13 protein-coding genes are annotated in these 15,379 nt (G+C 57.4%); 4 read left to right on the forward strand and 9 right to left on the reverse strand.

The annotated features are described in order from the left end of the window. Positions 1–23: 23 nt before the first annotated feature. The gene (locus ABTV29_RS17790; protein ID WP_433765901.1) at positions 24–956 is read right to left on the reverse strand and encodes a GlxA family transcriptional regulator; all 933 of its coding nucleotides are present in this window, start codon (positions 954–956) and stop codon (positions 24–26) included. Between the two features lie 996 nt (positions 957–1,952). On the opposite strand from ABTV29_RS17790, the gene ABTV29_RS17795 reads away from it, so the two are divergent. The 3 genes from ABTV29_RS17795 to ABTV29_RS17805 all read left to right on the forward strand — a co-directional run bounded on the left by ABTV29_RS17795 (position 1,953) and on the right by ABTV29_RS17805 (position 6,912). Beyond that, positions 1,953–5,480: a hypothetical protein gene (locus tag ABTV29_RS17795; protein WP_433765903.1), complete on the forward strand. Its 3,528-nt coding sequence runs from the start codon at positions 1,953–1,955 to the stop codon at positions 5,478–5,480. A 74-nt stretch (positions 5,481–5,554) separates the two neighbouring features. Beyond that, entirely contained in the window at positions 5,555–5,707 is a 153-nt protein-coding gene (locus tag ABTV29_RS17800; RefSeq protein ID WP_433765904.1) for a hypothetical protein, read from the forward strand. Positions 5,708–5,730: 23 nt separating this feature from the next. Further along, positions 5,731–6,912 carry a hypothetical protein gene (locus ABTV29_RS17805; protein WP_433765906.1) on the forward strand — a complete coding sequence of 394 codons (1,182 nt, stop codon included), beginning with the start codon at positions 5,731–5,733 and terminating at the stop codon, positions 6,910–6,912. A gap of 51 nt (positions 6,913–6,963) precedes the next feature. Here ABTV29_RS17805 and ABTV29_RS17810 read toward each other — a convergent pair whose 3' ends face one another. The 5 genes from ABTV29_RS17810 to ABTV29_RS17830 all read right to left on the reverse strand — a co-directional run bounded on the left by ABTV29_RS17810 (position 6,964) and on the right by ABTV29_RS17830 (position 11,387). Then, positions 6,964–8,514 (reverse strand): ArnT family glycosyltransferase, encoded by a 1,551-nt coding sequence (locus ABTV29_RS17810; protein ID WP_433765908.1) that lies wholly within the window; start codon positions 8,512–8,514, stop codon positions 6,964–6,966. A gap of 3 nt (positions 8,515–8,517) precedes the next feature. Further along, positions 8,518–8,796: a lipid-A-disaccharide synthase N-terminal domain-containing protein gene (locus ABTV29_RS17815; protein ID WP_433765909.1), complete on the reverse strand. Its 279-nt coding sequence runs from the start codon at positions 8,794–8,796 to the stop codon at positions 8,518–8,520. Further along, positions 8,793–9,554 carry a glycosyltransferase family 2 protein gene (locus tag ABTV29_RS17820; RefSeq protein ID WP_433765911.1) on the reverse strand — a complete coding sequence of 254 codons (762 nt, stop codon included), beginning with the start codon at positions 9,552–9,554 and terminating at the stop codon, positions 8,793–8,795. Before ABTV29_RS17820 ends, ABTV29_RS17815 begins: the two co-directional genes overlap by 4 nt. Before the next feature lie 46 nt (positions 9,555–9,600). Beyond that, positions 9,601–10,578 (reverse strand): NAD-dependent epimerase/dehydratase family protein, encoded by a 978-nt coding sequence (locus tag ABTV29_RS17825; protein WP_433765912.1) that lies wholly within the window; start codon positions 10,576–10,578, stop codon positions 9,601–9,603. Positions 10,579–10,766: 188 nt separating this feature from the next. Next, complete coding sequence (locus ABTV29_RS17830; protein WP_433765913.1) at positions 10,767–11,387, reverse strand: cell wall hydrolase; 621 nt, start codon at positions 11,385–11,387, stop codon at positions 10,767–10,769. A gap of 141 nt (positions 11,388–11,528) precedes the next feature. Between ABTV29_RS17830 and ABTV29_RS17835 the strand changes: the two genes are divergently transcribed. Beyond that, on the forward strand, positions 11,529–12,380 hold the full coding sequence (locus ABTV29_RS17835) for a CAP domain-containing protein (RefSeq protein WP_433765914.1): 852 nt from the start codon (positions 11,529–11,531) through the stop codon (positions 12,378–12,380). Between the two features lie 272 nt (positions 12,381–12,652). Here the strand turns inward: ABTV29_RS17835 and ABTV29_RS17840 are convergent, their stop codons facing one another. From ABTV29_RS17840 to ABTV29_RS17850, 3 genes are read right to left on the reverse strand one after another with little or no spacing between them, the layout of a single operon-like run. Then, positions 12,653–12,808 (reverse strand): DUF2474 domain-containing protein, encoded by a 156-nt coding sequence (locus tag ABTV29_RS17840; protein ID WP_433765916.1) that lies wholly within the window; start codon positions 12,806–12,808, stop codon positions 12,653–12,655. Continuing rightward, on the reverse strand, positions 12,795–13,811 hold the full coding sequence (cydB, locus tag ABTV29_RS17845; protein WP_433765918.1) for a cytochrome d ubiquinol oxidase subunit II: 1,017 nt from the start codon (positions 13,809–13,811) through the stop codon (positions 12,795–12,797). The genes ABTV29_RS17840 and cydB overlap by 14 nt, the downstream gene beginning before the upstream one ends. Before the next feature lie 17 nt (positions 13,812–13,828). Next, complete coding sequence (locus tag ABTV29_RS17850) at positions 13,829–15,250, reverse strand: cytochrome ubiquinol oxidase subunit I (protein WP_433765920.1); 1,422 nt, start codon at positions 15,248–15,250, stop codon at positions 13,829–13,831. Positions 15,251–15,379 lie beyond the last annotated feature (129 nt).

A 15,379-nucleotide genomic window follows, 5' to 3' on the forward strand; every position in this document is an offset into this window, starting at 1 on the left:
CACCTTTCAGGACATCCCTTCGCTCAACCTCGAGTGGCTCGCTGGATCACCTGCGGCGGCTGCCCAAAGGCCCGGATAAATGCCCGGCGCATGCGCTCGCGGTCACCAAAACCGGTGTCGGTGGCGATCACATCGATGGAATGACGACCGCTTTCCATCATCAACCGGGCCGATTCCACCCGCAGGTTTTCGATGGCCTTGGCCGGCGACTGTCCGGTTTCGGCATGAAACACCCGGCTGAACTGGCGTGGGCTTAGATTGGCGGCATTGGCCAGTTCCTCCACCGACAGCGCAGACTTGAGATGCTGCCTGGCGTAGGTCAACGCTGCCTGGATGCGGTCGGTCTTGGGCTGCAGTTCCAGCATCACCGAAAACTGCGACTGCCCACCGGCCCGACGGTGATAGACCACCAACTGCCGCGCCACCCGCCGCGCGACCTCGGCGCCCATGTCCATTTCCACCAGTGCCAGCGCCAGATCGACGCAGGCACTCATCCCCGCCGCCGTCCAGATGTGGCCATCGTTGATGAAGATGCGGTCTTCCTCGACTTTGACTTGCGGATACGCTCGTTGCAGCGCTGCGGCATGACACCAATGCGTGGTTGCCCTGCGCCCATCCAGCAACCCGGCCTCGGCCAGTGCAGTCGCGCCGGTACAGATAGATCCCAGGCGCCGGGTGCTGCCACTGGCGCGACGTAAGAACTCCACCAGCCCCGGCGATGCCGGGCGAATGACGTTGTCGCCCATGACCAATAGCGTGTCGAACGGACGCTCATCGAACACCTCCGTCTGCACGGCAAATCCGGCGGAAGTAGGCACCATGCCACCGGTTTCGGAAAGCAACTGGAGGCTGTAGACCGGCTCTTCACCGGCATTGTTGGCCAGTTCAAAAGTCGCGCACATGGACAGGCCGAGGACCTGGAAACCGGGGTAAACGATGAGGCCGATGTGGTGCATGGCTGGCGACCTTAAAAGTGGTATGGCATTAATCAGGACGAATCATTTCAAATGTACTCTGGATGTTTCATAGGTGCAAAAATCATCTGAATAGCAACTAAGCCTGCTATTGCGACAATAGGCTCCCAAAAACCGCCTCAAGTGTAATGCCTGCCTTACAACCAATTTCGAAAGCTTCCAAGAACTCAAAACAAAGAATGACCGACTGTCCGAATACCCGAACACAATGATAAAAGTTCAAGTTTTCTTTGAAACATTTCGAAATTTAGCGGAAAGTGCATAGATCTGATCAGCATTAAAACGAAGCTGTAGATCGACCGAACCAGTAAACAAGCAGGTCTCTAAAGCACGATCACCCCATAAGCTTAATTCGGTATGTATTTGATACTTGGATCCACTTCAGTAGCACGAAATACCCTCAAAGTGCTGAACCCATGCGCCGGACACATCAATATCAATAGTGCGGCACCACTCAATACCTGGATCCAAAATAACGTGACAAAGATCACTGAACCCGACGAAAAAAATATCCTGCCACCCTTGAAAATGGGCCCAAGAACCAAAAGAAAAGACCTCACATTCACGCACTCTAACCGCTCTAAATCAACTTATTGACCCAAAAAAAGCAGCGACAACACATAATCCTCGCCTCACGAAAAAACGTACTTATCAAAAAACACTTTCAACCAGCCCACCGACTAACCTGCTTTTTGTTAACCGTATCTCAATTTACATTTCACCTATCCAGAGTCCTGACTTTAACTATCAACACACTATAAACGCAGGTATTAAAATTTTCCTTCCGAGCTCCGACCACCTTTAGCCACAAGGCACACCAATAACATACTGCATAAAAATTTAATGCCAAAACCCGTCATTCAAGTTGTTCAACAACTCACTCGAAAGTCCACACCTGCCAACTAACCATCACCATGAACCAAATGGTTAACTCGTCTATACATAACTTGTAACCGCCGGCCACCCGAGGGAAAGGCCATGGACAACATCAAGGATTCAGGCACTAACCTCGCCTTCTGGATACCGGGCGGTGCCGTCATCCTCAGCCTGGTGATTTCAACGTTCGCACTGACCCGTGAACCTTTTCTCGAACCGCGGCCTATCGGCGCTCAGTTCCAGGCGCAATTACCCATTGAAGCGCGGTTATGGCAAGACCCTTTCGACGCGATGGAGCGATACCGGAAAAAACTCGGGATTTCGAACAAGGAACAAGCCGAAAAACTGTGCAGCCCCTCTCTGACGACCCTGCCCAATGAAAACTCGGCACCCGACATGATGGTGGCGTTGGTGGAAGGCGGGCCTTATGCCGATGAAGTCGAACAACGGCGACGTATTCGCTACGCCTTGCTGGCAGGCTTCAAAAACTCCCAGAGAGTGCCTGCTCAGGAGCAATACATTCATTGCTTGAGACTCGCCAAGGACTTTTCAGTACGGGAGCCTGGAAAAGACGATTATCAGGACATCCCTTACGAAATTTTCGTCAACAACCCACTCGAACCTCCGGAGCCTGTCAAAGGAGTTCCACCGCCCTCCAACCAGACTATCGTTTTCTGGCTCAAGCAGGACGCGCTTGATTCACGACCACTGCAGAACCTGGAGCAACTGCGCATCAGCCTGCAATGCAAAATATCCCCTCTGTTTGAATCGCCCACAGTCTGCCGTAATACCGCTGATTACAACGCAGTCTTGAAAGTCATCGGACCGGCGACCTCCACGGTATTGCGCGACATGTACCAGGAGCACGCCGACGGCATGGCAACTGCCAATGTGGAAATCTATTCTCCGCTCGCCACCGCCGACAACGCGGTTCTCGAGAACAGCCTCAGGCCCAGGGCACAGACTGAGCAGAAAGCCGGCGTAGCGCAGAACCCGACCTATCCCCCCCCCATGAAACTGCTCCGCACCGTCAGCGACGACGGCACCATGACGCAGCTCCTGCTGGAGGAACTGAAACTGCGTCATGTCGACCCCGCCACCGGATTGCGCTGTAACAAAGGCAGTGTGCGGCGAGTCGGTTCGCCGTGCGCCGCGCCTCAATGGCGCACCAATGACCGCATTGCTTTGATTTCCGAATGGGACAGCTTCTACAGTCGCGCGTTGATCGAAAGTTTCAAGGACCGGGTCGCCACTGACGCCAAGCTGCACAATGACGATGAGAAGCCCCTGGTCAATCAGTGGGTCCTGCGCTTCAGCTATTTACGAGGTCTGGACGGGCGTCTTCCGGAGGAAGCAGCGAGCAATGACAAGTCTGCCAACACCGATACTGGCAAAAACACTAAAGACGCCAACAAAATCGATCTCAGCCCATTGGAAAAAGGCGACGGTAATTCCCAGTTCGATTACCTGCGGCGTCTGGCCGACCACATCGCTCAAGTGGACGCGACTTACCGACGTAACGGTGAAAGCGGTATTGGCGCAATCGGCATACTAGGAGTCGATGCCTACGACAAACTGCTCGCGTTGCAGGCGCTCAAGGCCCGGATGCCCTACAAACTTTACTTTTCCACCGACCTCGAAGCTCGCATGCTGCAGCGTGGCCAGGCGGAAACCACGCGTAACCTGATCCTGGCCGCGCCCTACGGACTGACACTCACCAGAGCCTTGCAACAGGATGTACCGCCATTTCGTGACAGCTTGCAGAGTTCGGTTTTCGTAGCCGTTCTCGCCGCACTGGCCCCTCAGTCTTTCGATGCCAAACGGGCAAAGTTCGACTATTCAAGATCCGAGCTGCTATCGCCTGGCATCTATGAGATCGGCATCAACGGCTTCATTCCATTGGCGAGCCCGCTGACCGACAACCGCCCGCAAAATTGTGAAGCCCCGACGCTGTTGTCACGAGCGGATCAGGGACTACGACCTCACGATTTGATGTCGTTGCGCTGCCTGCAGGATCGATCATTGCCGTCTTATCCCGAAACCTCCCAGGCCATGCGCGAGCAGTTCAAGAACGCGCAAGCGTTCTTCTGGGCTGGCCCCTTGGCAATCACCCTGCTGGTACTCGCCGCATTTATGGTCTGGTGGTGGGTACAGGCTCCGAGAGATGACAAAAAATCTCCGTACCGCTGGGTACGAGGCGTGCCAATGTCGCTGTACATCGTCGCGGCGCTCTGCGCATTCATTGCCATTCGCTTTTGGCATGCAGAGTTCCTCTGGTTCAGTTTCGCGTTGATCCTGCTGGGCGTTATTTCGTCCAACCTTGTACGGCACTCCGAAAGAGCCACATCTCACGATAATGATCCGGACGGCGACATCATTTACCGTTTACCCACGGCCTCGGCGTGGTACATCGTGGTTCCCCTCGTGCTGTTTGTTCTAATGCTGATGCTGGCCTATCAGATGCGCAGTTCGTTGACGGGTGAAGGATTCGGCGAGCCGATGTTTCTGTTCGAAGGCATCAGCGCCTGGCCGACCGTGGCCCTGCGCGTGAGTGCCGCACTGATATCGATCTCTGCGCTGGCCTGGGGCTGGCGCAGCTTGCAACTCAATCGAGTCGACATCGAAACCAGCTTCCATTTGCAATCCCATATGCACAAATATCCTGTGAGTCTGTGGGGGCAGCTTTTACTGTTCGTTCACACCGCAAACAAGAAACACTGGACACTTGGCAAATGGTGCAAAAAGCTGGGACGCGGCCTGATGTACATCTTCTTTCCGCTCATTCGAGCCAATGAACAATGGTCGAAGGCTTGCGCATCCGCTGCGATTAGTCCGGACGGACGAAAAAAGATTCTGGTCATACCTTTCTGGCGCGAACACTGCGTGTGTGGCTCATTTGGCGCTCGAATGTTGCGGACATTGCTCATCACATGGATTTTTGTCGTGGCCACCAGCGCGCTTTTTGTCGCTTGGCCGATGGAGAGAATTCCGGTTCGCGGCGACTCCTGGGTATGGATGTGGAGCTGGCTGGTTCCCACCGTGACCTTCCACGCCTTGGTGTTCTGGGTCGTCGATGCCAATCTGCTGCTCATACGATTTATCAGGCACCTGAGCGACCATTACGCAATCTGGCCCGCGAAATTGCAGGAACAACACAAGAATATTTTTGGAGCGTCCACTCACTCGTGTATCGACGAGTGGATCGATTTGCAGTTGATCGCCAAGCGCACCTCGGCCGTGAGCCGCCTGATCTATGCACCAACCCTGGTCATGCTGATCCTGTTGGCATCCCGCAGCAGCCTGTTCGACAACTGGCCGACACCTCCCAGCATCGTCATCACCTTTCTGCTGACTGCGCTGATCCTGCTTTTCTCGGCGCTGTCCCTGCGCCGCTCAGCAGAGAAGGCACGCACGGTTGCCTTGCGTCGCCTTGATACATACCTGTTGGATACGCCTGCAGATTCAGCCCACTACGACAAATTCCGCATGATTCGCGAGCGTATCGCGACACTCAACACCGGGTCGTTTTCCCGTTATTCCGAAGAACCGCTGGTAAGAGCGCTGCTGCTGTCGCTGACGGGGATTGGGGGTTCGGTAATTGTCGACGCATTGAATTATGCGAAGTTCTAGGAGTGACCCAACGAGAAGCTTCCACCAACTAACACTCACAAACCGGCAACCAACTAAAGCACTAGGAAAAGACCATGGAAATCCTGAATATCATCGACTCTATTTCATCTATCCTTTCGCTACTTGTGAGTCTGTTTGTTGCCGCCAAGGTCGTAAAAATCGGAAACGACATATCAGTTAAAGGCGACAACAATATGACCATAGGCGGAAACGCAAAAATCAAATAAAACCAACTCCATGGAGTTCAGTGATGACAACAAAAAACAGCATTGAAGGACATGAAAACATATTAGTCGGTGGTGACCTGGTAATCCATTTGTCACCTGCCGAGCAAGCCGACATGTTCAACAGATTTTTTTCATCTGCGGATCAACGTTTCAAAGATGAAATATCGGAAACAGGGAAAATCTTTCGAATATCGGGAGAAATAGAATATTCCACAGAAAAAATATTTACATCATTACTTCAGCTCGGCATACCCGCGGATATAGCCATCAAAGTCCCCCTACACATTATCGATCTGCTCAGGGATGTGCTTGATACTTATGATGACAAACACTTGGTCACGACCGCAGATGTTCGTGCAGCTGTTGTGCTGGCGATTGAGGGACTCCCCCTTACGGGTAGATTCACCAGTGAAACCACCTCCATGTGGGCCGCCGCGTACATTCGCAGATACGGCAACCCCGAATACGAATTTGTCAAAGTGCTGGATCACGGGACCGCGCGAGATCTGGACTACAATTTCATCAGCTCTGAATTACTGCCCCACATACTCAGTCGAATACTTGATGTCCCTCGCAACTCAGATTCGGAAAAGATTTTTTCTCAGATATTCAGCGCTACTCGAACTGCCGCGATGTCTACTGAAATCATGAGGTTGGTCAACACACTAAATCTGTACTCCATCAGGTATAAAACTCTATTGTTTCTGGTTCAAGATCTTGTCCTCGAGCCTCCGCACCCCTGGCTAGTTACTTCTGATACCCAGAAAAAAGTTGTCGAATACAACATTTTTCGAATGCACGCGAATCACCAGATCATTGGCAGCACATCGGCCTCCCGAAATCTGGCACTTCTGGAGTATTCACATCAGGAGTTTTTCCGTCACGCAGGCACCGCAATACTTGCACTTTACGGCGCTTTTCTGGGTGTTGGATCGAGCTATGGCCTAGCCGAACTTACTCGCATGCTAAGTTTGAAGCACCAACATTTCCCTCTTTGGTCTCACTGTGAAATACGCTCCATAGAGCCGGAGTTGCAAGCACTTGGAACAACAGTTTCCGAGCTGAAACTCATAGCAGATGGTGCTTTAGCAATCATGCGTTTTCCATCATCTAATGGGTCACACCTTCTCAAGCTAGAAGGGAAAGTTAAATATTTTTTTGACCTTGTAACTAATCTAGTCAATACGAGGTTAAGCATGGATTAAAAATTTACCTGCACGCATCAAAAGAGATGCTGCACGCCTGACCAGAACCACTCAGTTGGAGGTATTACTCATGTGGTATGGCAATTTTCCGGCTTCCTCCCACGAAAACCAGTAGCGCACGGGCGACGGTGCGGATAGACACTGTCCGTTATCGGCATCCCCCCCCACAATCGACCACTCTGCCCGGCTGTTCTCCCCCAACTCTCGCGCTGCTTCAGGCTTGAAGCAGCGACTCAACACCTCATCCGGCACCAGTGCGTAATCCTTCGGATGTTCGCGCAACCACTGCGCAGCCCGCTCCACCGTGGAGTCGAGCATGCCGAAGTGCACGATCGGTTGGCTTGCAAACAACCAGTGCCCTTCGCTCCAGTTGACCAGCACCAGGTCCGCGCCATGGGTCATGGTGTTCGCCTGGGCCATGAGGGTCTGATTGGGGTTGGTGCCGTCCTTGAGCGGTTCGATGAAGCCACGGGCGAACCACAGCACGAACCAGGTCGCGACCAGTGCTGGGAAGGCCCGCCGCAGGCGCGGGCGTTGACGGAACCAGCGCTGCAGCAGCCACGGTACTAGTGGTGCCGCCGCCAGCACCAACGCAGGCAGCGCCGGGTAGATGTACAGCTTGCGCTTGCCGGCGCTGATGCAGAAAAACAGCACAACCAGGGCCACCCAACCGAGCAGCACCAGCACGCGACCGTCGCGTTTTTGCAGTTGCCGGCGCCAGGCCGGCACCAGCCATGGCAGCGCCAGCACCAACGGCAGCCAGTACTGTGGAATGACGTTGGTGAAGAAGTACCAGAACGGTTCGCGGTGGTGCCATGACGCCGCGTAGCGTCCGGCGGTCTGGCGCAGGAGAATTTCCCGGGCGTAGGCGATTTCGTCTGCCGAGCCGTTCAATGCGATGGACAAGGCCAACGGCAGCAACCAGATGCCGATGGCCGCGAGCATCACCAACCATCCGAGCAACCACTTGCGCGCCTGGCCCGGCATCGCCACAACGCCCGGCCAGCCCTTGCGCGCCGCGTAGGCATAGGGAATCAGCAGCAGCGCCGGCAGAAAGCCCACGCCCTTGGTGATCACGCCAATGCCCATGGCCGCGCAGCCGATGTAGAACCAGCGCCACGCCGGCCCCAGCAGCAGATGCCGCGCCAGGCCATACAGACCCAGAGTGGTGAAGAGAATCAGGAAACTGTCGATCTGCCCGGTGCGCAGGATGCTGTAGGTCTGGTAGGTCGCCAGGTACAGCAGCGCGGCGTTACGCCCGATACGCGGGGTCCACAAGCGGCGGCCCAGGTCATAAACCATGGCCGTGACCGTCGCCGCCGAAAACAGCCCCGGGATATACAGCGCAAGGTTGGGCAGGCCGGTCAGCCAGACAAAAAATGCCACTGTCCACATGAAGATCGGCGGCTTGTCGCCGTAGATCTCCCCGGCGCGATGGGGAATCAGCCAGGAGCCGTTGTGCAGCATCTCCAGGGCCACGCCGAGGAAGCGTTCTTCATCGACGTTCTGTGCCTGACGCAACCCCAGGCCCGCGCCGATCAACAACAGAGCGAGCAGCATCAGGCCCAGGCATTCGACCCTGGGCGATAAGGTGCGGCGCATGGTTTATTCCTCGAGTTTCCGGCTTTTGGCAATCAATTGCAGGTTGCGCAGGTAGACGATCGAACCGAAGGCTTGCCCTGCGATGAACACCGGGTCCTGGCGATAAATCGCATAGGCGAACAGCAAGGTGCTGCCGACAATGCTCAGGTACCAGAAGCTCACCGGAATCACGCTGCGCTTTTTGTATTCGCTGTACAGCCACTGCAGGACAAATCGACCGGTAAAGGCGATCTGTCCGGCAAAACCGATCACCAGCCACATTGCTTCGCGAGTCATGATCATCCTTCCAGCTCCTGGGCATGAAGCTCTTTGGCGTGCAGTTCTTGGGCATGCGTATTCAGGCGCGTGCGCTTTATCAGCCACCACACGCCCATCAGGTCAAGTATCCCCACCAGCGCGCGGTCAATGTTGCCGTACTTGGAGACCCCGGCGGTGCGCGGCCGGTGGTTGACCGGGTGCACGATCATTCGGCCGTTGTGACGCTGGATCAGCGCCGGAATGTAGCGATGCATGTGGTCGAAATACGGCAGGCGCAGGAACGCCGCGCGTTCGATAAGCTTCAGGCCGCAGCCGGTGTCCGGAGTGGAATCCTTGAGCAGGCGGCTGCGCAGGCCGTTGGCGAAACGCGAGGCCCAGCGCTTGCTGGCCGTGTCGCGGCGGTTCACCCGGTGCCCGGCGACCAGTTGCACATCGGTGCTGCCGCGCACCAGCGCCAGCATCCCGGGGATGTCCGCCGGATCGTTTTGCCCGTCGCCGTCGAGGGTCGCCAGCCATTGCCCGCGAGCCTCCCGCGCGGCGTGGTACAGCGAAGTACTCTGCCCCAGCGAACGCTCGTGGTGCAGGATGCGCAAGGCACTCAGGCCGTTGCTTCTGATCTGCCGCAGTTCCTGCAGGGTCGTATCGGTGCTGCCGTCATCGACGACGATGATCTCGTAGGCCTCGTCGGCCATGGCCACGCGGATCTCCTCAAGCAGGGGCCTGAGGTTGTTCGCTTCGTTTTTCGCTGGAATCAATACGGATACAAAAATGTCCTGGCTCATGGAGTCCCCCTCGCCTTTTGCTTGTTCGTTATCAGAGGCGAATGCTTCAAGCCCGATAAAACTGTCGATACCACTTCACAAACTCCGCCACGCCCGTCGCGACGGGCACCTGCGGGCTGAAATCAATCCACTGCGTCAGCGCCGAGACATCGGCCCAGGTCCGGACTACATCGCCGGCCTGCAACGGCAGGTAGTTGCGCACGGCCTGGCGGTCCAGCGCCGCTTCCAGGCAGTCGACGAAATCCAGCAGCGCCACGGGCTGGCCGCGGCCGATGTTGAACAGACGGTTCACGCCCTCGCCGGCCCCGGCCGGTACGGGTGGCTTTGAACGCAGGCGGGCGATGCTTTCGACGATGTCGTCGATGTAGGTGAAATCCCGCGCCATCTCGCCCTGGTTGTAGACGTCGATGGGCTGGCCCTTGAGGATCGCCTCGGTGAACTTGAACAGCGCCATGTCCGGCCGGCCCCAGGGCCCGTAGACGGTGAAGAAGCGCAGGCCAGTGGCCTTGAGGCTGTAAAGGTGGCAATAAGTGTCGGCCAGCAGTTCATTGGCGCGCTTGGTGGCCGCGTACAGCGAAACCGGGTGCTCGACGGGGTCTTCGACGCTGAACGGCAGCTTGCTGTTGCTGCCATACACCGAGCTGCTGGAGGCGTAGATCAAATGTTCGGGACGATGATGGCGGCAGGCTTCCAGCACATTGAGGAAACCCACCAGGTTCGACTGGCCATAGACATCGGGGTTGTCCAGGGAATAGCGCACGCCGGCCTGGGCGGCCAGGTGCACCACTTCGCTGAACGCGTGCTCGCCAAACAGCTCCAGCAACGCCGGCTTGTCGACGATGTCCATTTTGCGCAAGCGAAAGCCCGGCAGGCTCTCAAGCTCCTTGAGCCGCGCCTGCTTGAGCGTGACGTCGTAATAGTCGTTGAGGTTGTCGATACCGACGACGTCATGGCCGTCAAGGCACAAACGCCGGGCGACATGGAAGCCAATGAAACCGGCGGCGCCGGTGACGAGAATAGTCACGAGGCGCTCACCCAAAAACAGGCACCGACCGGTGCCGAATCACCACTGAAAAACCACACCTGCTGCATGCTCCTGTTCCCACCCATGACGTTTCCAACTCGTTGCTCCGTCATGAAGCTTGTAAAACAGAAATATTTCAGTTTCGGTGGTCTAGATAAATTCCAGAGGGTTTTCCTGCATAAAAGTGACTACTTCGCATCCCCGCCACGGGGTTTGTAAAAACGGAACAAACCGATGTCCACCGTGTTGATGTACTCCTTGGCCCAATCCGGCTTCACCGTGCGGTCATGGAAGTACAGCGCGCCGCCGGTGCGATCCGGCAGTTGTTTGTTCAGCGCCTTGCGTGCGATTTCCTTGGCCATCGCGTAAGGCACCTCTTCCTGCACCGAATCGGATTTGCCGTCGCACCACCAGGAGAACTGGCAGCTTTTGGTTTCCGAGCCCTGCTTGACCACTTTGCACACCGTATCGGGAAAGCCCTCATGCCCGAGGCGGTTCATCACCACGTTGGCCACCGCTTCCATGTCGGCGGCATCCTTGCCCTTGGCTTCCCAGTAGATGGAACGGGCCAGACAGGTGATGGCGTCATCCATCGGCGCGGTGCCCGCAGGGTCGACAGCCTGCACTTCCGACTGGGTGATGGCTTCGGATTTGGGCGCCGGAGGTGCGTTGGTGTTTTCGGCGGCCTTTTGCTCCAGCACCTCGGCCTTGTCTTCGGCCACTTTCTGTTTTTGTTCCTGCTCGTCGGCAAAGGCCGGAACGGCAAGCAGGGTCAATGCAAGACACGCAGCAATCCAGTCGAGGCGCATGGTCGGGAGGGCTCAGTTGGAATTATCGCTTCAGTGTAGTAGTGAAATGATTGCACACACGTCCTAACATTTCGCAGAATCCGCTGCCTTAAAGGGAACAACTTCGCGCATCATGGGCGCAGTCAGCCAAAGGGGATTTCCATGCATTTCGTATCATCCGCTCTGCGCCTTGCCGGATTTTCGCTGGCCCTGTCATTCGCCGCGTCGGCGATGGCCAGCGACGAATCGCAACTCATCGAATCGATCAACCTCTATCGCAGCCAGCTACAGCGCTGCGCCGGCCAGGTGTCCTCGGAACTGCCGCCGCTGGCCGCCGACCCACGCCTGGTGCTGACGGCCGCCAGCATCGGCAATCTGCAGCAAGCCATGGCCACCGCCGGTTATCCGATGAAGAACGTGCAAGCGATCAGCCTGTCCGGGCCCCGTGATGCGCAGGGGGCGATGAAGGCGATTCAGGAAAGTTTCTGCCAGATCGTGCTCGACCCGCAGTTCGTCGATGTCGGCGTCAGTCGCCAGGACCGCGAATGGCGCATCGTGGTGGCGCGCCCGCTGTTGAGCGCACGCCTGGGCGACTGGCAGGCCGAAGGCCAGAAGCTGCTGGCCGAGGTCAATGTGGCCCGCACCCGACCGCGCCAATGCGGCGCGCAATCCTTCGCCGCCACTTCACCGCTGGCCTGGAATGCCACCCTGGCCACCGCCGCCGAAACCCATTCGCGCAGCATGGCCAACAACAACTACTTCGATCACAAGGACCGCGATGGCCGCACACCGGGCGACCGGGCGGAACTGGCGGGCTACGACTTCCAGCAGATCGGCGAAAACATCGCCGCGGGACAGGACAGCGTGCGCAAGGTGGTCGACGGCTGGCTGACCAGCCCCGGCCACTGCGCCAACCTGATGAACCCGCAGTTCAAGGAAATCGGCGCGGCCTATGCGACGGACCCGAAGAGCGATGCGGGGATTTACTGGACGGCGATGTTCGGGGCGCAATAAACAGATTTGACGGGAAGCCCCTGTAGGAGCTGCCGAAGGCTGCGATCTTTTGATCTTGCTTTTAAAAACAAGATCAAAAGATCGCAGCCTCGTTTCACTCGACAGCTCCTACACAGCGCCTACAGGAAAATGCGATCAATTGTGGGAGCGAGCCTGCTCGCGATGAACGTTCGGACAACGCGGGAATTCAGACAGCCCGCGTTATCGTTGTCCTCCATCGCGAGCAGGCTCGCTCCCACAAAAGCAGACCCATCCAAAGGTGGACCCAGCCGTCAGTGAGAACTCATCCCCGCCGCATGCATCAACATCCGCAATGCCTCGGCCACCACCCCCAGCGAAACCACACTCCCCATCCAGATCACCACCAGCCACCCCACGCGCTTGTACCAACGCCCTGGTGCCGGTTGTTGCCTATCAATGGTAGCCATCGCCAATCCTCACTTTGCCGCGGAATACGTAGTAGCTCCAGACCGTGTACATCAGGATGATCGGCAGGATGAACAGCGCGCCGATCAGGATGAACAACTGGCTGGTCGCCGGTGATGCTGCCGCCCAAAGACTGATCGACGGCGGCACGATGTTTGGCCAGATACTGAAGGCCAGGCCGATGTAACCCAGGAACACCAGCATCAGCGTGAAAGCGAATGGCCAATGGGTGTGGCGCTGGCGCAAGGTCTTGAGCAAGCCGAACATCGCCAGCAAAGCCAGTATCGCCAGGGCACCGAACACCGCCAGGTGCGCATGGGCAAACCAGCGCGTGGCAATTTCCGGGTGCAGGATCGGCGTCCAGACGCAGATCACCCCGATCACCGCCAGCAACAGCCAGGCCAGGGGCCGGGTGAACAGGCGCATCCGCGATTCCAGCATGCCTTCGGTCTTGACCAGCAACCAGGTGCTGCCGAGCAAGGCGTAGGCGACGATCAGGCCGATACCGCAGAACAATGGGAACGGCGCCACCCAGTCGAACGCACCGCCGGCAAACTGCCGATCGACCACCGGGATACCGACAATGTAGGTGCCGATCGACACGCCCTGGGCGAACGTCGCCAGCAGCGAGCCGCCGATGAAGGCCATGTCCCAGACGTGGCGTTTTTCCGGGCTGGCCTTGAAGCGAAACTCGAAGGCCACGCCGCGAAAAATCAGCCCGCACAACATCAGGATCAGCGGCAGGTACAACGCTTCCAGCAGCACCGAATAGGCCAGCGGAAACGCGCCATACAGCGCCGCGCCACCCAGCACCAGCCAGGTCTCGTTGCCGTCCCAGACCGGAGCGACGGTGTTCATCATCACATCGCGTTCCTTTGCATCCGGGATCAGCGGGAACAGGATCCCCAACCCCAGGTCGAAGCCGTCCATGATCACGTACATCATCACGCCGAAGGCAATGATCACGCCCCAGATCAACGATAAGTCGATACCTTGAATACCCATGTCTCAACTCCCCTTTTTCAATTGACGCGGGCGTCGGTTTCGAGCACTGCGGCGTCTGCCGACAGTGGCCGGCGCGGCGTGACCAGTTGATCGGAATGCCCCGCAACGGCGTGGTCGTGATGCGGCTGCGGCCCCTTGCGCACCAGCTTCATCATGTAGCCGATGCCCACGGTGAACACCGAGAAGTAGATCAACACGAACAGCGCCAGCGAGATGCTCAACTGCGTGACGCTGTGGTTGGACGCTGCATTAGCCGTGCGCTGCAGGCCATACACCACCCACGGCTGACGCCCCACTTCGGTGGTGATCCATCCCGCCAGCATGGCGATCAGGCCACTGGGCCCCATCCACAACATCAGGCGCAGGAACCAGCGGTTGCGGTAGATCGCGCCGCTGCGACGCAGAGCCACGCCCAGTACACCGGCCAGCACCATCAACATGCCCAGGCCGGCCATGACCCGAAAGCTCCAGAAAATGACGGTCGCGTTGGGCCGGTCCTCTTTCGGGAAGCTCTTGAGTGCCGGGATCTGCTTGTCCAGGCTGTGGGTCAGGATCAGGCTGCCCAGGTACGGAATCTCCAGCGCGTATTTGGTTTTCTCTGCCTGCATGTCGGGGATACCGAACAGCACCAGTGGCGTCGCTTCGTTGCCGTGGTTTTCCCAGTGGCCTTCGATGGCGGCGATTTTTGCCGGTTGATGTTCCAGGGTATTCAAGCCATGGGCATCACCCACCACTGCCTGGATCGGACAGACGATCAGCGCCATCCACAACGCCATCGACAGCATCTTGCGCACTTGTTTGGTGTCATTGCCCCGCAGCAGATGCCACGCCGCCGACGCGCCGACGAAGAACGCGGTGGCGACGAACGCGGCGATGGCCATGTGCGCCAGGCGGTATGGGAACGACGGATTGAAGACGATGGCCAGCCAGTCCAGCGGCACCACGCGACCGTCGACGATCTCGAAGCCCTGGGGCGTTTGCATCCAGCTGTTGGAGGCGAGAATCCAGAAGGTCGAGATCAGGGTGCCGATGGCGACCATCACCGTGGAGAAGAAGTGCAGCCCCCGCCCTACCCGGTTCCAGCCGAACAGCATGACCCCGAGGAAACCCGCTTCGAGAAAGAACGCGGTGAGCACTTCATAGGTCAGCAAGGGACCTGTGATGCTGCCGGCGAAGTCGGAAAAACGGCTCCAGTTGGTGCCGAATTCGTAGGCCATGACCAGCCCCGAAACCACGCCCATGCCGAAGTTGACCGCGAAGATCTTCGACCAGAAATGGTAGAGATCGCGGTAGGTGTCATTGCGGGTTTTCAGCCACAAGCCTTCGAGCACCGCCAGGAAACTGGCAAGGCCAATGGTGATGGCGGGAAAGATGATGTGGAACGAAACCGTGAACGCGAACTGCATTCGCGCCAGGTCCAGTGCCTGCAAGTTGAACATGTCGAAATCCTCATCGGGGATTTAAAACTGCGGGAGTGAGCCTGCTCGCGATTGCGGGGTGTCAGGCACCATTGATGTTGAAGGTGCAGGCCTCATCGCGAGCAAGCTCGCTCCTACAGAGTTCTGAGT

Origin of the sequence: Pseudomonas putida (genome assembly GCF_050989985.1) — a bacterium.
Classification (GTDB): domain Bacteria; phylum Pseudomonadota; class Gammaproteobacteria; order Pseudomonadales; family Pseudomonadaceae; genus Aquipseudomonas; species Aquipseudomonas putida_AI.